Origin of the sequence: Frankia sp. Cppng1_Ct_nod (assembly GCF_920656135.1) — a bacterium.
Classification (GTDB): domain Bacteria; phylum Actinomycetota; class Actinomycetes; order Frankiales; family Frankiaceae; genus Protofrankia; species Protofrankia meridionalis.
Genome location: NZ_CAKKTK010000079.1, coordinates 1 through 20,784 on the forward strand (window position 1 = coordinate 1; position 20,784 = coordinate 20,784).

A 20,784-nucleotide genomic window follows, 5' to 3' on the forward strand; every position below is an offset into this window, starting at 1 on the left:
GTCGAGGTTGTAGGCCAGGTTGGCGAGCAGCTTTCCCGCCTTCCAGCGGTCGCTGTCCTCGACCACCTGGACGGCGAACGAGGCCCGGCGCAGGTCCGCTGCGATGCGTTCCACCGTCGGGTCGCCGCCTCGTGGCGCGCGGCCGAGGAAGAATCCTCCCACGAGCGGCGCGGCCGGGGACACGACCTCCCCGGGTCTGAGGTACGAGGACGGGATGACGACAACGGCGTCGACCACCGTGGCGAACCTGCGCAGCGCCACCCGGGCGTTCTCCAGCCCGTTCTGCAGCAACAGGATCGGCAGCACCTCCGCAGCGGTGCGCACGGTGCCGTCCACGTCCACCGGCCGCCACGCCCACTGCTGCAACAGGGCTTCAGAGTCCTGCGACTTGGTGGCGAGCACCAGCACGTCGCCCACGCGCAGGTCGACCTCGTCCGGCTCACCGGCGACGTCGAGCGCGAGCCACCGGTCGGAGTCCGGCCGGATGTAGTGCAGGCCCCGGGACCGCAACGCCTCGAGGTTCGCGCCCCTCGCTACGACGACGACGGGGTGGCCGGCCCCGTCCAGCTGCGCGGCGACAGCCGCGCCCACGGCACCCGCCCCGATGACGATGTATCTCGTGCTGATGGCACTACCTTCCTTTCGCATGGGAACCTCCGGAGAATCGCACGGGAACCTCCGGGGAGCCTTCCGCCGGAGGCCCGGGTACCCGGATCACAGGATCTTCTCCGGTCCAGGTGGTGCAGCCAACGCGGCGGCGAAGCGTTGCCCGGGATGGCGCCGGGCGCTATCCCCACCATGTCAATCAGAATGATGAGAATTCCTCCGCGTGTCCAACTCCGATCCGCGATCGATCCGATCGCGGAATGCAATCAGTTGCGTGCTAGCACGCGTTGTGTCGCGCGTACTGGACATCACGGCGCTGCGCAGCCTCACGACGATCGCCGAGCGCGGAGGGTTTCGCCGCACCGCGGAGATGCTGTGCATCTCCCAGTCAGCCGTGAGTCAACACGTGCGCCGACTGGAAAAGACGATCGGGCGTCCCCTGGTCATGCCCTGGGGACCGACGGCGGCGGTGTCCCGCTCGGGATCGTCTCGGCTGGGACGAACCGGCACGACTCCCCGCTGCTGGACCCGACCATCGGCGAGATCCACCGGCAGGTGGGTCACCTGCCGGCGCACCCGGCCATGATTTCTATCTCTACCTGACCGCAGCAAGCTCTACGAGCTCGGTGGGGCATCAACAGGTTCGTGGGCGCCCGATCGACGGGGCCGCCGGCTGACGGCCAGGGCCACCACATGGCCGCCCCCGGTAAGCCCTCGCCGATCCCGGCGCCACCTGGGACCCTTACGGGATTTCGATGGTATCTTATTCCCGTGGAAGCTGTCATCGATCCGGCTGGCCGGATCGTATTGCCTAAGCCGATCCGGGACGCGCTGGGCTTGCTCCCCGGCACGAAGGTTGACATCTCACCGTACGGCGCTGGCGCGCAAATTGTGCCCGCGGGCCGAACCGCACGCCTGGTCGAGGAGGACGGCGTGCTCGTCGCCGCCGGCGAGACGCCGGTCGATGACGATGTGGTCTTCGCTCTCATCGACGCGGGACGCAAGTGACGGTCGCGGTCGACACCAGCGTCGCCGTCCCCCTACTTGTCCGCTCACACCACGATCACGCGGCCGTCGTCCGCTGGTGGAGCGGGCAGGAGATCGCGCTCAGCAGCCACGCCCTCGCCGAGACCTACTCCGTTCTCACGAGGCTGCCCGGCGACGCGCGGCTGGCACCAGCCGACGCCGCCCGGTTGCTGGATGCCCGCTTCTCTGCGCCGCTCGTGCTGGGCAGCTCGCGCACCTGCAAGCTACCGGACACACTGAGCCGTCTCGGCATCGCAGGCGGTGCCGTCTATGACGCACTCGTGGCACTGGCCGCAAAAGAACACGGAGCAGCACTCGCGACCCGGGATGCGCGGGCACGCGGCACCTATGACACAGTCGGCGTCAAAGTTATCGTCGTAAGCTGATCACGGTGCTGCCCCCAGGGACCGCCTTCCCCATCGACTAGCGGATTACCTGAAGCTGCGGCGTGTCCCGCGTCAAGATCTTGGCTCAGAAATCCTGACCTGAAGGCTGGGCGCTCCGGATCTTGGTGAGGGGTCTGGGATGTCGGATTCGGAAAACTCGCCGAGGTCCTTGAGGAGACGTTCCGAGGTGGTCACGTAGCTCGTCCGAGCCTATACGGCGGCCACGCCGCGGCCGGACCGGCGAGGCAAGAGGAGTCAGCCGTGTTGGCTACACGACGAGCAGCGTCGCGCCCCGGCCGGTGCGCAGGGTCTCCATCACATGGGCGAGTATCGGGTCGGCGGACTCGTCGTCGGCCCGCCATGCGACTCCGGCGGCAAAATGGAGATCCGGCTCGTCGAGTGGGACAAGCGCGAAGCCGGGTCCGGCGAAGCTACGCGTGCTGGGATTGTCCGGGTCCGCGACGACCAGCGTGATGCTCCGCGTACGGATTACCCGGGCCGCGAGGTGGATCGAGTCGGCGTGTGGCAGTTCGTTTAGGTGCCTGATCCCGGCCCGGACGAGGAAGTCACGCAGGTTCTTCATCGCGAGCGGTTGCAACTTTGACGAGGGCAGCAGCATCTCCCGCTCGATCAGGTCGGCCAGCCGTACCCGAGGCCGGCTCGCCAGTTCGTCGTCGTCACTGCGGGTAGCCACCGCGTAGCGGTACCGGGCCAGCTCCAGACCGCGCAGGCCCGGGTCGGTCACCGGGAGGTGCACGACCGCGAGATCGAGCTCCCGTGCGCACAACATCTCCATCAGGACGGCGGACCGCTCGAGCGTGATCGGTAGCTCGATGTCGGGATAGAGCTGTTTGAAGGTGCCGAGCACCAGGTCCACGATCGTCGGCGTAAGTAACGGTGCCGCGCCGATCTCCCGCGTTGACCGGGCGGTCCGGTCCGGCCGCCGGGCCCCCAGGGCGTCGAAGCGCCGCACGACGTCGGCTGCGGGCTCGAGGAGCTCCCGCCCGCAACGCGTCAGGGTGACCTGGTGATATCCGCGCACGAAGAGCTCCTCGCCCAGCTCCCGCTCCAACTCGCGGATACGTCGGCTCAGCGGCGAGGCGGTGAGGTGTAACCGGTCGGCCGCGCGCCCGAAGTGCAGTTCTTCCGCCACCGCCACGAAACAGCGCAGTTGCTGGATGTCCATACCTGACGGACATACCAGGGCGGCCGTGCCCCGGTCCATCGCTGCCGCGGGCGGCTTCGACGGACCGACGGGGGCGTAGGCATGGCGTGGGCGTGGGCGTGGGCGTGGGCGCGACACATTGCTGGAGCGCACACCCGCCCATTGCGGCATCAGTCATGTTCGACTCCGCCCGGTCCGTGCCATGCTGACGCACAACATCGTTACCCGCCGAGGCGTTTCGCGCTGGCCGGGTGGTTCACGGCAGAATTCGCAGGCTCGCCGGCAACGAGGCGCGCGACGAGGAAGTCCGCCGATTCCGGGTCCGCAACCTCAGGTGGTCAGATACTTGCGGGGAGGCCTGGTATGAGCCGTCACTTCGGCTGCTTTTACATCGACGGACAGTGGACGACACCCCTGTCGGAGACGACTACCCCGATCATCGAGGCCGCCACCGGGCAGCGGCTCGGTGACCTGCCCGAAGCGGGCGCCAAGGAGGTGGACCTGGCGGTAGCTGCCGCCAGGGCGGCCCAGCCAACCTGGGCCGCAACTTCGAGCGTCGAACGGGCTGACCTGCTCGAGCGGCTTGCCGGGGCGGTCGAACGCCGCTCGAAGCAGATCAGCGAGATCGTCTCCCGGCAGAACGGCATGCCGCTGGCGTTTTCCGCCTCCGCCAACGTCCACGCCGTGGCTGGCACACTTCGGTACTACGCGGCGCTGGCGCGCGGTGGCTTCGCCGACCAGGAGCGCCCGGCGCTGGCCTATCCCGGCACGGTGCGCCTGCAGCGGCGCCCGGTCGGGACCGTCGCGGTGATCGTGCCGTGGAACTACCCCCTCGGGCTTACCGCGCTGAAGCTCGGGCCGGCGCTGGCCGCCGGCTGCACCGTGGTGCTCAAGCCCGCCCCGGAGACGTCGCTGGATGCCGCCTACCTCATGGAGGCAATCGAGGACGCCGGCATCCCCGCGGGCGTCGTCAACCTGATCACCGGTGGCCGGCAGACCGGTGACCTGCTAATCAGGCATCCCGGCGTCGACAAGGTCTCCTTCACCGGCTCGACCGCCGCCGGCCGGATCATCGGGGGGATCTGCGGGGCGGCACTCAAACCGGTCACCCTCGAACTGGGCGGGAAGTCCGCGGCCGTTGTACTGGACGACGCCGACCTGGCCGCGGTGATGCAGGGTCTGGGCTTCCTGTCCTTCGCCAACGCCGGACAGTCCTGCTTCCTCAACTCCCGGGTCCTCGCTCCCCGCAAGCTGTACGACGCGGTGGTCGACGGCCTGGCGGGCATCGCGCGCTCCTTCGTGCTCGGCAACCCGCTCGAGCGCGCCACGACGATGGGACCGCTGGTCAGCTCGCGCCAACGCGACCGGGTCGAGGGATACATCGCGGCCGGGCGGAGCGAAGGCGCCCGGCTGGTGGCCGGCGGCGGCCGTCCGCCCGGGCAGGATCGCGGCTGGTTCGTCGAGCCGACCGTGTTCGCCGACGTCGACAACGCCATGACCGTCGCCCGGGAAGAGATCTTCGGACCGGTCGTCTGCGTGATCCCTTATGACACGGTTGCCGACGCGGTCGACATCGCCAACGACTCGGACTACGGACTGGCCGGTAGCGTGTGGAGCGCCGACCCGGACCGGGCTCTCGGCGTCGCCCGACAGATCCAGACCGGAAGCATCGGGCTGAACATGTGGACGTTGGATCCAGGATCACCTTTCGGGGGCTGGAAGGCCAGCGGCGTCGGGAAAGAGTGCGGACCGGAGGGCCTCGACGCCTACTTCGACGTCAAGTCGATCTTCGCGCCAGCCCGGTCGGCGTGACCGGGGAGACGACCTTGCAGATCACGGCCGCGCTATCTCGCGGACCGGACAGCCGGTTTCGCATCGAGACCCTCGACCTCGCCGCGCCCGGCGAGGGCGAGGTGCTGATACGCACGCTGGCGAGCGGGATATGCCATACGGATCTGGCCGTCAAGGCCAAGTGGCCGATCGGGTACGGGCCCATCGTGCTGGGTCACGAAGGCGCCGGCGTCGTCGTGGAGGTAGGTGCCGGTGTCTGCGGCATCCGCCCCGGCGACACGGTCCTGCTCAGCTACCGGCGCTGCGGCCGGTGCCGGCGCTGCCGTGCCGGCCGGCCGGCCTACTGCGAACAGTTCGCTCTCCTCAACACCTCCGGCGGGCGGGCCGACGGCTCGACGCCGCTGTCGCTCGACGGTTCGCCGGTACGGGGCTGCTTCTTCGGCCAGTCCAGCTTCGCGAGCCACTGCCTGACCACGGTCGACAACATCGTCGTGGTGGAGCCGGGTGCGGACCTGACCGTTCTGGCGCCGCTCGGGTGTGGTGTCCAGACGGGCGCCGGCAGCGTGCTGAACGTCCTCAAGCCGGACGAGACCTCGTCCTTCGCCGTTTTCGGGGCGGGCACTGTGGGCCTGGCCGGCCTGCTCGCAGCGCGGGCGAGCGGAGTGCGCACGATCGTCGCCGTCGATCCGGTGGCCGGGCGGCGGGCACTGGCGGCCAAGCTGGGCGCGACCATGACGATCGACCCCGGTGTGGACGATCCGGTCGAGGCGATCAAGGACCACACCGCCGGTGGCGCGACGCACGCCCTGGACACCACGGGGGTCCCCACGGTCCTCTCGCGGGCCATGAAGGCAGTCGGTTCGGGGGGGACGCTGGTCGCGGTGGGCCTGGGCCGGCCGGAGGTGTCAGTCGACATCATCGACATCATCAGCGGCGGCAAGACGCTGCGGGGTTCCATCGAGGGTGATGCGGACCCCCACGAGTTCCTGCCCAGGCTCGTGGCGCTGCACGCCGAGGGCCGGCTACCGCTCGAAGAGCTGGTCACCACCTATCCGTTCACGGACATCAACCGGGCGGTAGCCGACTCGGTCGCCGGCGTCACCGTGAAGCCGGTGCTCGTCTTCTAGCGTCGCACGTCCCCAACCGCCGCCCTCGGCACCGCGGGCGATCTGTCCGATTTTTTCGGTGCTGAAGTGAGAACGCTATTTCTGCTGCCGCAGACCATGACCGACGTCACACCGGACGCAATACCGTCAGCGCGTTCGCTCGGCGGCGCTGCCATCCGGTCAGGGCATCCAGCTTCGAGCGACGGAAGGAGAATCACAGTGCGCGCGAGGTTCAGGACCATCCGCGGCGCCGCGTTAGTCATGGGTGTCGCCCTCGCGGCGGCGGCCTGCGGCAGCTCGACGTCGTCAACGACCGGCTCCACCAGCACAACCTCGGCGGGCGCGGCAGCCTCGGCAGGCAGCACCGCGACCGGGACGCCGATCACCGTCCTCACCATCACTCCGTCGGGAACCTCCGGCGCGAACTTCCCGGACATCCCCACTGTGCTCGAGGCCTTCGCCAAGGTGACGAACGCCGCGGGCGGGATCGCCGGCCACCCGCTGAGGGTGGAATCCTGCAACGACAAGAACGACCCCAACACCGCCGGCACGTGCGCCCGCCAAGCCGTGAACGACAAGGCCGTCGCCGTGCTCGGCTCGTTCAGCCAGTTCGCCGACTCGATCCTGCCGATTCTCGGCGCGGCGAAGATTCCCTACCTGGCGGCCAATGCGATTTCGGGCAGCGAGTATTCAGACACAAACTCCTATCCGCTCGTCCCCGGGCCGATCGGTTTCGCCGCGCTCGGCACGAAGGCCGGCCAGCGGTGCGCCAAGACCGACATCGTCACCTATGACCTGCCGGCGGCGGCTGGTCTCGCGCCGTTCGTCGCGATGGGCCTCGCGGCGTCGAAGAAGACGGTCGACAAGACCGTCAAGGTGCCCGTCACGACGACGGACTTCAGCAGCACGGTCAGCAACGCGAAAGACGCCGACTGCATTATCAGCATCCTGCCCGAGCAGGCCCTGAACCAGTACCTCGCCAAGGCGACGAGCCTCGGCGTCTCCCAGACGATCTTCGCCCCCGCCGGCGGTGTCGGCTCGGAGTCGTTGACCAGGTTCAAGACCCAGCTCGAGGGCTCGTACACCGTGTCCAGCTTCCCCATAGCGACCGACCCCATCTGGGCCGGCCTGAAGCGCGAACTCGCGGCGGAGGGCAAGTCCGACGTCGACCTCACCGTCCCCGAAAACCTCAACGCGTGGGTGTCGGGCGTGGTGTTCGCCAAGGTCGCGGCCGGTCTCACCACCTTCGACGCGGCATCGTTCAAGGCTGCCCTGGATAAAACCTCGAACCTGGACACCGGCGGGTTCACCCCGCCCCTGGACTTCACCAGCCCGTTCCCGGTGCCCGCCCTCGCACGGCTGTTCGACACCTCGCTGATCGGCGTCGACATCAAGAACGGCGCCCTTGTGCAGGACGGCACGTTCGTCGACTACAAAGCAGCCCTGAAGAGCTGACCCGCCGCGTGGCCGCGGGTACGGGAGCGAGCCTCGGGCGCACCCGCACCCGCGGCCAGCCGTCGTGAAGGAGCCCCATGTCATCGCCGGCGGTCCTGGTCAGCGGACTCACAGTCGGATTCCACGGTGTCCCGGTCGTGCGTGACCTCGACCTCGAGGTCCACCCCGGCGAGGTCGTCGCCCTCCTCGGCCGCAACGGCGCCGGCAAGACCACCACGTTACTCACGATCGCGGGCGACCTCACCCCGCAGGGCGGGTCGGTGTCGGTCTCGGGCGACGCCCGTCGCCGTCGCCTGCACCAGCGGGCCCGGCGCGGCCTCGGCCTGCTGACCGAGGAGCGATGCGTGTTCATGGAGCTCACCGGACACGAGAACCTGAGGCTCGGGCGGGGAGATCCCAGCCGGGCACTCGCGTTCTTCCCCGAGCTCGAGCCGCATCTGTCGAAGCGAGCCGGACTCCTGTCCGGCGGCCAGCAGCAGATGCTTGCGCTTGCCCGGATCCTCGCCGGGCGCCCCCGCGTCCTGCTCGCGGACGAGCTCAGCCTCGGTCTCGCCCCGCTGGTGGTCGAGCGACTTCTGGCCTCATTACGCGACGCCGCACAGGACGGTACCGCGGTGCTGCTCGTGGAGCAGCACGTCGCGCTGGCGCTGGAAGCGGCCGATCGCGCCTACGTGCTCGCGGACGGACGGATAGCCCTCACCGACACTGCCGCGAACCTGCTGACCCGCGCCGACGACATCGCCAGCGCCTACCTGGGAGCGGAAGCCGTATGACCGTCTTCGCACAGTTCGGGCTCCTGGGCCTGGGCGGTGGAGCGCTCATCGCCCTGCTCGGCATCGGTCTCGTCCTCGTCTACCGCGGCAGCGGGACGATCAACTTCGCCCAGGGCTCGTTCGCCCTGCTGGGCGCCTACGTCGTGCACGAGCTGCGGGAGAACCAGGGCATGCCCGTGGTTCCCGCCGTGGCAGTCGCCGCGATCCTGCTCGCCGCCGTCGGGGTGCTGGTTCAGGTCCTGCTCATGCGACCGCTGCGCACCCGCAGCCCCCTCGTCCGGGTGATCGCCACCCTCGGTGTACTGAGCATCATCCAGCAGTCCGTGACCATCCGCTACACCGGGCAGCAGCTCAGCGTGGCCAAGACCCTCCCGGAAGAACCCGTCCACCTCGGCTCCGTGATCGTCGGACAGCAGTCCTTCTGGCTGGCCGGCATCGCCGTCGCAGTCACCGCCGTCCTCACCGTCCTCAGCTCGCGGACGAGGCTGGGGCTCGCCGTTTCCGCCGCGGCCGCCAACCAGCGCGCCGCGGCGGCGCTGGGGTTCTCCCCGGACGCGCTGGCCTGCGGCACGTGGGCGTTGGGTGGCGCCCTCGCCGGGCTGGCGGGCGCCTTCTTCCCCTCGCTCACCGGCGACTACCTCTCCGTCAACTCGCTGGCGTTCACGATCATCGCGGCGCTGGCGGCCGCACTGCTCGGCGGGTTTCGCTCCTACCCGTTGGTACTCGTCGGCGGACTGCTGATCGGCGTCCTCCAGAGCGAGTGCACGCACTACGTGCAGACGACCGGCGTCCCTGACTCCGTCCCCTTCCTCGTCATCGTGCTGGTGCTCGTCGTCCGCGGTCAGGGGCTTCCCGTCCGTGGGAGCACCGCCGACCGCCTGCCCACGGTGGGCGCCGCGATCCGCTCTCCCCTGTATGCGCTCGGGCCCGCCGCCGTCCTGGCCGTACTCGCGGCCACTGTCCTGCCGACCGACTGGAACGTGGCGCTGATCAGCTCGATGTCCGCGGCCATGATCGCGCTGAGCGTCGTCGTCGTCACCGGGTACGCGGGACAGCTGTCCCTCGCCCAGTTCGCACTGGGCGGGGTGGGTGCCTTCGCCGCCGGGCGTCTGGTGTCCAACCACGGCTGGCCCTTCGAGGCGGCCGTGCCGCTGGGCGTCGCGACCGCAGTCGCAGTCGGCTTCGTCTTCGGCCTGCCCGCACTGCGCACCCGCGGCGTGAACCTCGCCGTCGTCACCCTCGGCCTCGGCTTCGCATCCTGGTCGCTGCTGTTCAACAGCACCGACTTCACCGGGCGCAACCGCGGGACGCCTATCTCACCCCAGACCATGCTCGGCATCCCGATCGACCCGGTGCTCCACCCGGGCAGCTACGCGGCGTTGTGCGTGGTCTCGTTCGCGGTGGTCGCGGTTGCCGTGGCCAACCTCCGCCGCGGACGCAGCGGCCGGCGGCTGCTCGCGGTGCGCGCCAACGAACGGGCGGCGGCCTCGCTGGGCATCTCGGTCATCCAGTCGAAGCTCTACGCATTCAGTCTCGGCGCCGCGATAGCGGGGCTCGGCGGCATCCTCTACGCGTTCAGCTTCTCCGCCATCCAGTACACGACGCTGTTCGACCCCTTCGCCTCGATCACGATCCTGACCCTCGCCGTCATCGGTGGTATCGGCTACGTCTGCGGGCCGCTCTACGGCTCGACGATCGCTGCCGCGGGCGTCGGAGCTCTCCTGCTCTCGAAGGTGTTCGGCAGCGTCGACGAGTACCTCCCGCTCGTCGGCGGCGTCCTGCTGCTCCTGCTGCTGCTGAGCGCGCCGGACGGGCTGGCGGGACGCAACATCGCCGTCGCCCGCCAGCTCCGGGACCGCATCGTGACGTCTCCCGGGGCGCCCCTACCGCTGGACGGCCCGGGGGACGCAGGCACCGTCCCGGCCAAAGCACTGGAGATCCGCAACGTCACGGTTCGCTTCGGCGGGGTCGTCGCGCTCGACAAGATCGACCTCACGGTCCCACCTGCCACCGTGATCGGGATCCTCGGACCGAACGGCGCCGGCAAGACGACACTGATCGACGCGGTGACGGGCTACGCCCAGCCGGCCGCGGGATCGGTGTTCCTCGGCGGCCACGACATCGGCACGCTCAGTCCGCACCTGCGCGCCCGGGAAGGACTGTGCCGCTCGTTCCAGTCCCTTGAGCTCTTCGACGATATGACCGTCCGGGAGAACCTGCTCGCGGCGGCTGACTCGCACGACCGGCGGGCCTGGTTGCGCGACCTCGTCCGCCCCGGCGGCGACCAGCTGCCGGCGGGGGTGGCGCGTGCGGTCCGGGACATGGGCCTGGAAGACGTGGTCGACATCAAGGCCGAGAGCCTGTCCTATGGTCAGCGCCGATCGGTCGCGATCGCCCGCTCGCTGGCGACCGAACCGTCGGTGCTGCTGCTCGACGAACCGGCCGCCGGGCTCGACGAGGACGAATCGCGCGCCCTCGGTGAGCTGCTGCGCCGGCTCGCCGACGAGCGCGGCATCGGCGTGCTGCTCATCGAACACGACGTCGCCATGGTCATGCGCACCGCCGATCGGGTGCTCGTGCTCGAGTTTGGTCGTGAGATTGCCGAGGGAACCCCGAGCGAGATCAGGTCCGATCCCGTGGTGGCCGCGGCCTACCTTGGCACCCGGGCCTCTCACGAGCAGTCCGGGACGCCGTCGCAGGACGGGGACGGTCAGCAGGACGTGACCGCGCCGGCATTGGCCCACGAGACCACCTCGGCGGTCTCCCGCACCTGAGCCCTGAGATCCAACACTGGTTGGCAACTCCAACCGTGGTGACCCAGGTCCAAACCTCCGTTGCCACCTTCACGGCCGTGAAGGTGGCAACGACCCCGTACCCGGCCCACCGGGGAGCCGCGGGTGGACCGACCTGGCCTACAGCGCCATCCAGACGTTCTTGGGCCGGGTGAACTCCCGGATCGCGTGGATTCCGCCCAGCCGGCCCTGGCCGCTCTGCTTCACTCCGCCGAAGGGCGCTCCCGGGGGGATGCCGAGAAAGCCGTTGACCCAGATGTTGCCCGCCTCAAGCGCCGCGCAGACGCGGTGGGCGCGGCGCAGGTCGTCGGTCTGGACGTAGGCGGCCAGCCCGTAGCGGGTCGAGTTGGCGATCGTCACGGCTTCGGCCTCCGTGTCGAAGGGGGTCACGGCGAGCACGGGACCGAAGACCTCGTTCTGCGCGATGAAGTCGGTCGGCGCGACGTCGGCGAGGACCGTCGGTCCGATGAACCACCCGTCGCTGAGATCACCACCGAGCCGCTCGCCGCCGGTGACCAGACGATTGCCCTGCTTCTGCGCGGTGGCCACCATCCCCAGGATCCGATCGGCGGCGCCCTCGCTGACCACCGGCCCCATGACCGACGTCGCCAGGCTCGGGTCCCCCACCGGGATCTGGCCGAGAATCGTCGACAGTGTTCCGAGGAACGCGTCGTGGATGCTGCGCTGCACCAGGATCCGGGTGCCGAGGATGCAGCCCTGGCCCGAGAGCAGGATCGCTCCCGTCATGGCCTGCTGTGCGGCCGCGACAAGGTCGGCGTCCTCGAAGACGAGGTTCGCGGACTTGCCCCCGAGTTCGAGTCCCACCGGCTTGAGCGTCTCCAGCGCCGAGGCGAGGATGCGCTTGGCCGTCTGACCGCCGCCGGTGAAGTGGATCTTGTCGACGTCGGGATGGCTGACCAGTGCCTCGCCACCGGCCGGTCCACCGGGCACCACGTTGATCACGCCAGGCGGGAAGCCTGCCTCAAGGAGCAGCTCTCCGATGCGCAGGCAGCCCCAGGGCGCGAGCTCCGACGGTTTGAGCACCACGCAGTTGCCCGCAGCCAGCGCGGGAGCCACGATCTGGCCGACGGAGACGACCGGTCCATTCCACGGCACGATCACCCCGACGACGCCGTACGGCTCGTCAAGGGTGTAGTCCAGCGCCGGCACCGGCCACGTCCCGACGACCTCTCCACCGATCTTGTCGGCCCAGCCGGCGTTGTAGGTGAAGAGGTCCGCCGCGAGCAGCGGCGTGCTCGCGGCGATCGCATACGGCGTCCCGTTGTCGATCGTCGTGAGCTGCGCGATCGTCTCGGCCTCGCGTCGGATGAGCCGGGCGGCCTCGGCCAGCAGGTCGCGGCGCCGGTCGAGCGGCGTGGCGCGCCAGCCGGGCAGCGCGTCGCGGGCCGCCCGCACCGCGGCGTCGATCTCACCCGCGCCGGCCATCGACACGCCGCGGGTCGGTTTCCCGGTGGCCGCGTACACATGAGTGAACTCGCCTCCGCTGCTTTCTGACACCCGCCCGTCACCTATCAGCAGACCCGGATCCGGCAGGACAGTGAGATCGGCCTCGAGGACAGTCATTGGTCAATTCTGGTACGGCATCACCGCGATTGCGCGCATCCACAGCGCAAACGGGGTTTGCTCGACACCGGACGTGTGGTGGGCAAGGGTGGGCGGAGTGAGTCGACTACTCGAAGGCGTCCGCGTCCTCGAATCCGCGATGCTGTTCAACGGCGACACACTCGGCACCCTGCTCGCCGACCTCGGCGCCGACGTGATCAAGATTGAGTCACCCGGTACGGGCGACTACCTGCGCGGCTTCCTCGGCCAGATCACCCCGCAGCACAGCCCCGCGCACATCCAGGTCAACAAGAACAAGCGCAGCGTCACCCTCGACCTGCGCAAGGACGAAGGCCGCGCCCTCTTCTACGAGCTGCTGTCCACCGCGGACGTGTTCGTCGACGGCTTCGCCGGCGACGCCTGCACCAAGCTCGGGATCGGCTACGCCCAGCAGCGGGCGGCGAAGCCCGACATCGTCTACTGCCAGTACTCCGGCTACGGCAGTGAGGGCCCGCTGGCCAGCATGCCGACCCACGGGCAGATGACCAACGCGCTGGCCGGCGCGCTGCCGGTTGAGATGGGCCCGGACGGGCTCGTCCGCCGGGTGCAGACGCCCGACTACCTGGGGGGCACCACCAGCGGCGGCGAGGGCACGGCCGCCGGAGCGGTCCATGCCGCGTTCCACGTCGCCGCCGCCCTGTTCCAGCGCGAGCGGACCGGCGAGGGCTGCTTCCTCGACGCCGCCGCCAGCGACGCGGTCATCGCGCAGGCGTGGATCGCCGTCACCTACAATCTCAACCGGGACCGGGTCACCGACCACGCGACGATGCCGCGAACCGAGCAGGACGACAGCGGGTCGGCGTTCTACCAGTTCTACGAGGCGCGCGACGGCCGGTTCCTGCTGTTCTGCGCCACCGAGCCCAAGTTCTGGCGTGCCTTCTGTCTGGCCGTCGACCGCGCGGACCTGATCAACAGGCTCGATACCAGCGGGCCCGTCGACTTCGGCTTCGGCCTCCTCGAGTTGCGCCGGGAGTTGCAGAAGATCTTCCACAGCCGCGACGCCGACGAGTGGGTCACCCTCGCTCTTGCGCACCACGTACCGCTGACCCGGGCTAACAACCTGCGTGACCTGCTCGACGACCCGCACGTCCGCGCCCGCGGCATCCTCGTCGAGGGCGAGCATCCGCTGGCCGGGTCCTTCACCTATGTCGGCGAGGCCGTCCGCGTCGAGGGCCAGCCGTGGGAGCTGCGCCGGCCCGCCCCCACCCTCGGCCAGCACACCGACGAGCTGCTCGCGGAGATCGGGCACGGTCCGCAGCGGATCGCGGCGCTGCGCGCGGCGAAGATCATCTGACGGCCCGCGTGAAAGTGCCCTTCCCGCTCGGGAGGGTCACGCGGGACCCGCACGTCGGGACACTCAAGCCATGACCATGCACCCCGGTGCCTTCCTCCGCTCCGCTCCTCGCTCCGCTTCGATGCTCACTTCGATGCTCACTTCGATGCTCACTTCGGACGGCACCTCATGACTGTGACGACCGACCAACAGGCAGAGTTCGAGCGGGCCTCCTCCGGCGTCTTTGTCGAGGAGGACCTCGCGAAGGATCGGGCGGCGCTCGGGCGCCTCGTGGCGAGCAGGCAGCAGGAGTACCTGTCCACCGCGACCCCCGAGGCCATCCGCAACTTCACCCACAGCTATGGCGACGACAATCCGCTGTTCTGCGACCCGGATCACGGTGAGACGAGCCGGTGGGGCGGGCAGATCGCGCCACCGATCATGGCGGCGGTCCTCAACGCGCCACTGCTGGGCGACCAGGACCCCTTGGCCAAGGGCGGCTCCTACCGGGGCATCCACGCCTTCGTCTCCGGCGGTACCTGGACCTGGTACCGGCCTGTGCGGCCGGGCGACACCCTCTACAGCCTCTCCGGACTGGAATCGGTGGAGACCAAGCAGTCGGAGTTCGCCGGCAGCTCGGTCATCCGGGTGCTACGCGACATCAAGGTCAACCAGCGTGCGGAGGTCGTCGGTGTCTACCGCACGCTCGTGATCTACACCGAGCGGAAGAAGGCGCGGGACAAGGGCAAGTACACGGAGATCCCCGCGCCGAGCTGGGACGACGCGCAGCTCGCCGCCCTCGACGAGACCTACGCCGCCGAGACCCGCCAGGGACGGGCCCGGCTCATGTGGGAGGACGTCGAGGTCGGCCAGGCCATGGGAGCCAAGGCCAAGGGCCCGCTGACCACGACGGACATGGTCATCTTCCACGCCGGCGGCTACGGCTTCGTGCCCTACGGGCTGAAGACAGGTCGCCGGGGCTGGGAGAACCGCCAGCGCATCCCGGCGTTCTACGTCAAGAACGAGTACGGAGTCCCCGACGTCGCCCAGCGCGTCCACTGGGACAACGCATGGGCGCAGGCGATCGGCAACCCGCGCGCCTACGACTACGGCGTGCTGCGCGAGTGCTGGCTCCACCACTTCCTCACCGACTGGGCCGGCGACGACGGCTGGGTCGAACGCCAGCACGACGAGATCCGCAAGTTCAACTACCAGGGCGACGCCCAGGTGCTCGGCGGCGAGGTGACGGGCAAGCGGGTCGAGGACGGGCGTGCCCTCGTCGACGTCGCGGTGTGGGCGCGCAACCAGCGCGACGAGGAGACGGCCCGCGGGGCGGCGACGGTCGCTCTACCCAGCCACGAGCATGGCCTACCGGTCCTGCCTGCGGTGCCCGCCGAGCTGAGCAGGGCCGCGACGGAGGTCCTGGCCCGCCACGGTGAGCTGCTTCGCGAGCGCCGCGCACGCTGACGCTGACGGTGACGGACCGGGCGACGGCGAGACCGCCCCGCACCCGCGCCTGCGTCGCCGCGGGTGACGGACCGGCCGGCCCCCGCCCGGTCCGTCACGCAGGCAGCTCCGCCATCTCCCAGCCGAAGAGACGCTCGGCGTTGCCGTGGGTGATGGCGGCGGTGTCATCGGCGGACACGCCCGCGAACAGCTCCGCCACGATCTTCTGGGTGTGGGGGTAGGGCGTATCGGCATGGGGGAAGTCGGCCTCCCACACGATGCGGTCGACGCCTACCCGGCCGCGCTGCTCCAGGCCCCACGGCTCCTCGATCATGCAGAAGGTGAAGTTGCGCCTGAACACCTCGCTGGGGAGCACGTCGTTCGGCAGGTGCGACCAGTAGCGGTGGCGCTCCCACTGGCGGTCCGCCCGCTCGAGGGCGGCGGGCACCCACCCGATGCCGCCCTCGGACCACACGATCTGCACGTCGGGGAACTTCGCGAAGACGGGGCTCAGGGAGATGTCGACCGCGCACACCCACGACGCGACGGCCATCGTCGCGATCGGCACCGCGAACGACGAGTCGGCGGAGCCCGCATAGAGCTGGCCGCTGGAGCCGATGTGCATGCAGGCCGGCACTCCGGTCTCGGTGACGGCCCGCCACAGCGGGTCCCAGTCGGCCTGCCAGTACGACGGGAGGCCGAGCGGGGCGGAGTTCTCCGGCAGGCAGATCGCCTTGGCGCCCTTCGCGACGCAGCGGTGCAGCTCGGCCGCGGCGGCTTGGGGATCCCACAGCGGCGCGATCGTCATGGGGACGTAGAGGCCGCGCGGACCGGCGGGGCACCACTCGTCGAGGACGAAGTCGTTCCACGCCCGCACGCAGGCGGCGGCCAGTTCCTTGTCCTTGAAGGACGCAAACAGGGCGCCACCGAACCTGGGCAGGGACGGGAAGGCGACCGAGGCGCAGACGCCCTGGGACAGCAGCTCCTGGGCCCGGGCCACCGGGTCGTAGCACGCGGGGATCATGTCGTCGAAACGCCTGGGCTCCAGCCCCCAGGTCTCGATCGGCTTGCCGGCGACGGCGTTGAGGCCCATGGTCGCCTCGCGGGTGTCCTCGTAGGTCCAGTACTGCGTACCGTCGGACTCCTCGCGCACCTGGGGCGCGGCGGCCTTGTACTTCTGCGGGACCCGGTCCTGCCACACACCGGGCGGCTCGATGATGTGGTCGTCGACGCTGAAAAGATTGATCATCTGACCACTCTCGCTCGCCGGCCGGAGACGGACAAGGGTCGGAACCCGCTTCTCGGGCGCTCCGGCCGGCCGGAATATGATCGTGCTCGGCGTCGACGACGGGTACGTCTCATCGGTGGGGTGAGGCGTACGCGGCGTGCCACGTCCAGCCTCGGGGATGAGAAGACCCATTTCGCCGGCACCGCTACTTACCGGCGGGTGGACGTGGTTACGTGCAGGCGTGAGCACGACCTACGACCACCACTCCGCCCGCTACGCCGAGCACTGGGCGCAGATCCACGCGGACCTGCGTCGGACCTGTCCAGTGTCACACGTCGCCGCCTACGACGGCTTCTGGCTGCTCACCCGCTACGAGGACGTGAAGACGGCGTTCCTCGACGACGCCGGCTTCTCGTCCCACCACGCTGTCGACGAGCACGGGAACCACTCCGGCGGCGTCGCGATCCCGTCTGCTCCACTGAAGCAGACCCCTATCGAGATGGACCCACCCGAGTACACCGGTTTCCGCCAGCTGCTCAACCCGCACTTCTCCCCCGCCGCGTCGAGACGCTACGAGCAGAAGATCCGCGATCTCACGACGGCCTTCCTTAACCCGATCGTGGCCAAGGGGAGCGGTGACCTCGTCCTGGACCTGCTCAACCCCGTACCCGGCGTCTTCACCGCGCACCTGCTCGGCCTCCCGCTCGCAGACTGGGAGACCTACGCCGAGCCGATGCACCGGATGGTCTACGAGGCACCCGGCAGCCCCGGACACGACGAGGCCCTCGCGATGTACTTCACGGTCATCGTCAAGCTCGGGGAGACGGCCGCGGCGAGGCGCGGCGAGCCGCGGGACGACCTACTCACCATGCTGGTGCAGGCCGAGGTCAACGGCAGGGCCCTGACCGATCAGGAGATCCTCGAGATCTCGTCGCTGATCCTCATCGGCGGCGTCGACACGACCACCTCCCTGATGGCCAACGCGCTGCTGTGGCTCCACCAGCACCCCGATGAGAAAGCCAGGTTGGCGGCCGACCCTTCCCTCATCCCCAACGCCTGCGAGGAGTTCCTGCGCTACTTCACGCCGACGCAGGCGCTGGCTCGTACAGCCACCTGCCCCGTCACCCTCAGCGGGACCGACATCCCCGAGGGGGGTCGTGTCCTGCTCTCCATGGCCGCGGCCAACCGGGATCCGGAGGCTTTCGACGATCCCGAGTCAGTCCACCTCACCCGGTTCCCAAACCGCCACCAGGCCTTCGGTCTGGGCATCCACCGCTGCCTCGGGTCGACGTTCGCGCGCCTGGAGATGCGGATCGTCCTCGAGGAGGTGCTGCGGCGGATGCCCGAGTACGTCGTCGACGAGGCGTCGGCGCGGCGGTACCCGAGCATCGGGATCGTCAACGGCTGGGTCGGCATGCCGTTCAGCGCACCGAGCGGTCCCGTCGAACCGACCCCGTTCGCGTTCCTGGTGTGACTTTCCAGCAAGACCGGCGGGACCGACCACGCACATCGTGACAAAGGAGCGAAGGAGCAGACATGGGCAGGGTCGCGGACAAGGTCGTCTTCATCACCGGCGCCGGCCAGGGGCAGGGCCGCTCGCACGCGGTGCGCTTCGCCGAGGAGGGTGCCGACGTCGTCGCCGTCGACGCGTGCGCCGAGATCCACCCCAGGGTGGGTTACCAGCACCCCTCGCCGGAAGACCTCGGGGAGACCAAGGAGCTGGTGGAGAAGGCGGGCCGGCGATGCGTCACCGCGGTCGCGGACGTCCGCCATCGCGACCAGGTCTCCGCGGCTGTCGACGCCGGCCTCGAGGCTTTCGGGCGGATCGACGCCGTGCTCGCCAACGCGGGCATCATCACCTTCCACGAGCGGTCCTGGGAGATCGAGGACGACGTCTACGACGCGATCATCGACACCAACCTCAAGGGCGTGTGGAACACCATCGTGTGCACCGTGCCGTCGATGATCGAGGCCGGGCGGGGCGGCACCATCACGATCACCAGCTCGGCGGCGGGCATCCGCGGCCAGCTGCCCTACGCCCACTACGTTGCCAGCAAGCACGGGGTCGTCGGGCTGATGAAGGCCTTCGCCAACGAGCTGGCGCCGCACCGCATCCGCGTCAACACGGTGCACCCCACCGGGGTCGCGAGCCCGGGCATGGGCATCGGCGGGGCCGAGACCGCGATCCCGATCCTCATGGCGAACCCCACCGCGATGCTCGGCGCGACGAACCTGCTCCCCGATCTGGACACCGAGCCCGGCGGCGACCACGCCCCCGTGGGCGTGATCCCCGAGCTCGACATCTCCCACGCGATGCTCTGGCTGGCCTCCGACGAGGCCCGCTACGTCACCGGAGTCCAGCTCGCGGTGGACGCGGGCAACACCAACAAGCCGTGAGCGCCGCCGCCGGGCGGAGCACCGTGGACCTTGCGCTGACAGACGAGCAGGATGACCTGCGCCGCGGCGTCCAGGAACTGCTGGGCGACCTGGACCGGCGGACTGGCGCCGAGAGCGGGGGCGACCCCGCGCTGTGGCGGGCGCTCGCAGACATGGGCGTCCTGGGCCTCGCGATCCCGGAGAAGCTCGGCGGCGCGGGCGCGGGATGGGCCGAGGTGGGCGTCGTCCTCGAAGAGCTCGGACGCTCGCTGGCGTGCGTGCCGTTCCTGTCGAGCATCGTGCTCGCCACGACGGCGCTGCACGCCGCGGGTGACCGGGAGCACCTCCCCGCCATCTCCTCCGGCGCACTCACCGCGACGGTGTCCCTGGACGCCCGGGTGGAGCACCATCGAGGCGCCGCACGCGGCAGTGCCTCGATGGTCCTTGACGGGGCGACCGCGGATCTCGTCCTCGTCGAGAGCACCGGCGGTGAGCTGCTGGCCGTGCCGAGCAGCTCGATCGTGGCCACCCCGCTCGCCACCCTGGACCTCACCCGCCGGCTGGCGGACCTGGCGATCGACGGCCCGGCCGCGGTGCTGTCCGGCGAGGCGTCGCCGTGCCTGGCCGCCGCCTCCCAGGCCCTGGGCATCGCCCTCGCCGCGGAGAGCGTCGGCGTCGCCGCCTGGGCCCTGGACACCGCGGTGGCCTACGCGAAGGTCCGCCACCAGTTCGGCCGGCCCATCGGGTCGTTCCAGGCGATCAAGCACCGCTGCGCGGACATGCTGGTCGCCGTGGAGTCCGCGCGGTCGGTCTCGACATATGCGCTGCGGGTCGCCGACACCGGCGAAGACCCCGCCATCGCGGCCGCGATGGCACAGGCCTGCGCCACCGAGAACGCGGTGGCGGTCACGGCCGGGTGCATCCAGGTCCTCGGCGGCATCGGCTTCACCTGGGAGCACCCGGCGCACCTCTACTACCGGCGCGCCGTCAGCAACCAGGCTCTGCACGGCAGCCCGACCCAGCACCGCGAGACGGTCGCGGTGGGCATGGGCCTGCCCGCTGCGCCCGCAGGTGAGGAGGACGCATGACCGCCGTCGCTTCAGGGCTGAGAGGTTCGACGACGACCTACGGAGACGCAGCACGTGCGCTGCTGTACGCCCGCAATGTGGCGATCATCGGCGCGAGCGAGAAGAACCGCTTCTCGATGCTCGCGTGCCAGGCCCAACAGGAGCTCGGCGCGATGGACCGGACCTGGCTTGTCAACCCGAAATCCCCCGAGGTGTTCGGCACGGCCACCATCGCCTCGTGCAAGGACGTGACCGCCCCCTTGGACGCGGTCTTCGTGGCGGTGCCCAGGGCAGGCGTCGTCGAGTCCCTGCGTGACGCCGCCGCAGCTGGCGCGCGAGCCGCGGTCGTCCTTGCCTCGGGCTACGGCGAGTCGGGTGAAGCGGGCCGCAGCGCCCAGGACGAGCTTGTCGGCGCGGCGTCGGAGCTGGGCATCGCACTGCTCGGGCCCAACATGCTCGGCTTCGCCAACCTCTCCAAGAGCGTGGCTCTCGCGGCCATGCCCGGGGTCATCCGTCCAGCCGGGCACGTCGCGCTGATCTCCCAGAGCGGTGCCGTCGCCGGCACGATCGTCCTGCACGCGATCCAGCAGCACATTGCTCTGAGCCACGTCGTGACCACCGGCAACGAGGCGATGATCACGATAACGGACATCCTCGACGCCGTCCTCGAC

At 69.8% G+C, this 20,784-nt stretch carries 18 protein-coding genes and 1 pseudogene; 14 read left to right on the forward strand and 5 right to left on the reverse strand.

Translation table 11 applies throughout. From position 1 onward, the window contains the following. Window positions 1–648 (reverse strand): ketopantoate reductase family protein (locus NBW77_RS18350; protein WP_242605483.1); only part of this gene is annotated, 648 nt, incomplete at its 3' end. A 247-nt stretch (window positions 649–895) separates the two neighbouring features. On the opposite strand from NBW77_RS18350, the pseudogene NBW77_RS18355 reads away from it, so the two are divergent. The 3 genes and pseudogenes from NBW77_RS18355 to NBW77_RS18370 form a co-directional block, all read left to right on the forward strand. Then, a pseudogene (locus NBW77_RS18355) lies at window positions 896–1,090 on the forward strand (LysR family transcriptional regulator); the annotation flags it as partial. Window positions 1,091–1,377: 287 nt separating this feature from the next. Further along, complete coding sequence (locus NBW77_RS18365) at window positions 1,378–1,614, forward strand: AbrB/MazE/SpoVT family DNA-binding domain-containing protein (protein ID WP_131744762.1); 237 nt, start codon at window positions 1,378–1,380, stop codon at window positions 1,612–1,614. Continuing rightward, window positions 1,611–2,018: a type II toxin-antitoxin system VapC family toxin gene (locus tag NBW77_RS18370; RefSeq protein ID WP_131744761.1), complete on the forward strand. Its 408-nt coding sequence runs from the start codon at window positions 1,611–1,613 to the stop codon at window positions 2,016–2,018. The genes NBW77_RS18365 and NBW77_RS18370 overlap by 4 nt, the downstream gene beginning before the upstream one ends. A 268-nt stretch (window positions 2,019–2,286) precedes the next feature. Here NBW77_RS18370 and NBW77_RS18375 read toward each other — a convergent pair whose 3' ends face one another. Beyond that, complete coding sequence (locus tag NBW77_RS18375) at window positions 2,287–3,204, reverse strand: LysR family transcriptional regulator (protein ID WP_165485744.1); 918 nt, start codon at window positions 3,202–3,204, stop codon at window positions 2,287–2,289. 342 nt (window positions 3,205–3,546) lie between these two features. Here NBW77_RS18375 and NBW77_RS18380 point away from each other — a divergent pair, with 342 nt between their 5' ends. Together NBW77_RS18380 and NBW77_RS18385 are read left to right on the forward strand one after the other, a co-directional pair. Next, on the forward strand, window positions 3,547–4,995 hold the full coding sequence (locus NBW77_RS18380) for an aldehyde dehydrogenase (RefSeq protein WP_131744759.1): 1,449 nt from the start codon (window positions 3,547–3,549) through the stop codon (window positions 4,993–4,995). Between the two features lie 14 nt (window positions 4,996–5,009). Next, a complete protein-coding gene (locus tag NBW77_RS18385) occupies window positions 5,010–6,101 on the forward strand; it encodes an NAD(P)-dependent alcohol dehydrogenase (RefSeq protein ID WP_131744773.1) in 1,092 nt (363 codons plus the stop codon). Here the strand turns inward: NBW77_RS18385 and NBW77_RS18390 are convergent. Then, on the reverse strand, window positions 6,098–6,517 hold the full coding sequence (locus NBW77_RS18390; RefSeq protein ID WP_165485743.1) for a hypothetical protein: 420 nt from the start codon (window positions 6,515–6,517) through the stop codon (window positions 6,098–6,100). The two genes, NBW77_RS18385 and NBW77_RS18390, sit on opposite strands and share 4 nt — an antisense overlap. 7 nt (window positions 6,518–6,524) lie before the next feature. Between NBW77_RS18390 and NBW77_RS18395 the strand changes: the two genes are divergently transcribed. From NBW77_RS18395 to NBW77_RS18405, 3 genes are all read left to right on the forward strand, one after another. Next, complete coding sequence (locus NBW77_RS18395; protein WP_165485742.1) at window positions 6,525–7,535, forward strand: ABC transporter substrate-binding protein; 1,011 nt, start codon at window positions 6,525–6,527, stop codon at window positions 7,533–7,535. Window positions 7,536–7,612: 77 nt separating this feature from the next. Further along, window positions 7,613–8,308, forward strand: a complete 696-nt coding sequence (locus tag NBW77_RS18400; protein WP_131744757.1) for an ABC transporter ATP-binding protein — start codon at window positions 7,613–7,615, stop codon at window positions 8,306–8,308. Continuing rightward, window positions 8,305–11,082: a branched-chain amino acid ABC transporter permease/ATP-binding protein gene (locus NBW77_RS18405; RefSeq protein ID WP_131744756.1), complete on the forward strand. Its 2,778-nt coding sequence runs from the start codon at window positions 8,305–8,307 to the stop codon at window positions 11,080–11,082. Before NBW77_RS18400 ends, NBW77_RS18405 begins: the two co-directional genes overlap by 4 nt. Before the next feature lie 138 nt (window positions 11,083–11,220). On the opposite strand, the gene NBW77_RS18410 is transcribed toward NBW77_RS18405, so the two are convergent. Then, window positions 11,221–12,684 carry an aldehyde dehydrogenase family protein gene (locus NBW77_RS18410; RefSeq protein WP_131744755.1) on the reverse strand — a complete coding sequence of 488 codons (1,464 nt, stop codon included), beginning with the start codon at window positions 12,682–12,684 and terminating at the stop codon, window positions 11,221–11,223. 97 nt (window positions 12,685–12,781) lie between these two features. Here NBW77_RS18410 and NBW77_RS18415 point away from each other — a divergent pair, with 97 nt between their 5' ends. Both NBW77_RS18415 and NBW77_RS18420 read left to right on the forward strand, forming a co-directional pair. Beyond that, window positions 12,782–14,017, forward strand: coding sequence for a CaiB/BaiF CoA transferase family protein (locus NBW77_RS18415; protein WP_131744772.1), 1,236 nt, complete (start codon window positions 12,782–12,784; stop codon window positions 14,015–14,017). Window positions 14,018–14,185: 168 nt separating this feature from the next. After that, entirely contained in the window at window positions 14,186–15,463 is a 1,278-nt protein-coding gene (locus NBW77_RS18420) for an FAS1-like dehydratase domain-containing protein (protein WP_131744754.1), read from the forward strand. Between the two features lie 94 nt (window positions 15,464–15,557). Here the strand turns inward: NBW77_RS18420 and NBW77_RS18425 are convergent, their stop codons facing one another. Further along, window positions 15,558–16,919 (reverse strand): amidohydrolase family protein, encoded by a 1,362-nt coding sequence (locus NBW77_RS18425; protein WP_250280061.1) that lies wholly within the window; start codon window positions 16,917–16,919, stop codon window positions 15,558–15,560. Between NBW77_RS18425 and NBW77_RS18430 the strand changes: the two genes are divergently transcribed. The 4 genes from NBW77_RS18430 to NBW77_RS18445 all read left to right on the forward strand — a co-directional run. Further along, the gene (locus NBW77_RS18430; protein WP_165485739.1) at window positions 16,912–18,144 is read left to right on the forward strand and encodes a cytochrome P450; all 1,233 of its coding nucleotides are present in this window, start codon (window positions 16,912–16,914) and stop codon (window positions 18,142–18,144) included. The genes NBW77_RS18425 and NBW77_RS18430 overlap by 8 nt on opposite strands. Window positions 18,145–18,206: 62 nt before the next feature. Next, window positions 18,207–19,067: a mycofactocin-coupled SDR family oxidoreductase gene (locus tag NBW77_RS18435; protein WP_131744752.1), complete on the forward strand. Its 861-nt coding sequence runs from the start codon at window positions 18,207–18,209 to the stop codon at window positions 19,065–19,067. After that, window positions 19,064–20,134: an acyl-CoA dehydrogenase family protein gene (locus NBW77_RS18440; RefSeq protein ID WP_250280062.1), complete on the forward strand. Its 1,071-nt coding sequence runs from the start codon at window positions 19,064–19,066 to the stop codon at window positions 20,132–20,134. Before NBW77_RS18435 ends, NBW77_RS18440 begins: the two co-directional genes overlap by 4 nt. Next, a partial coding sequence (locus NBW77_RS18445; protein WP_250280063.1) for a CoA-binding protein occupies window positions 20,131–20,784 on the forward strand: 654 nt, incomplete at its 3' end. The genes NBW77_RS18440 and NBW77_RS18445, both read left to right, overlap by 4 nt.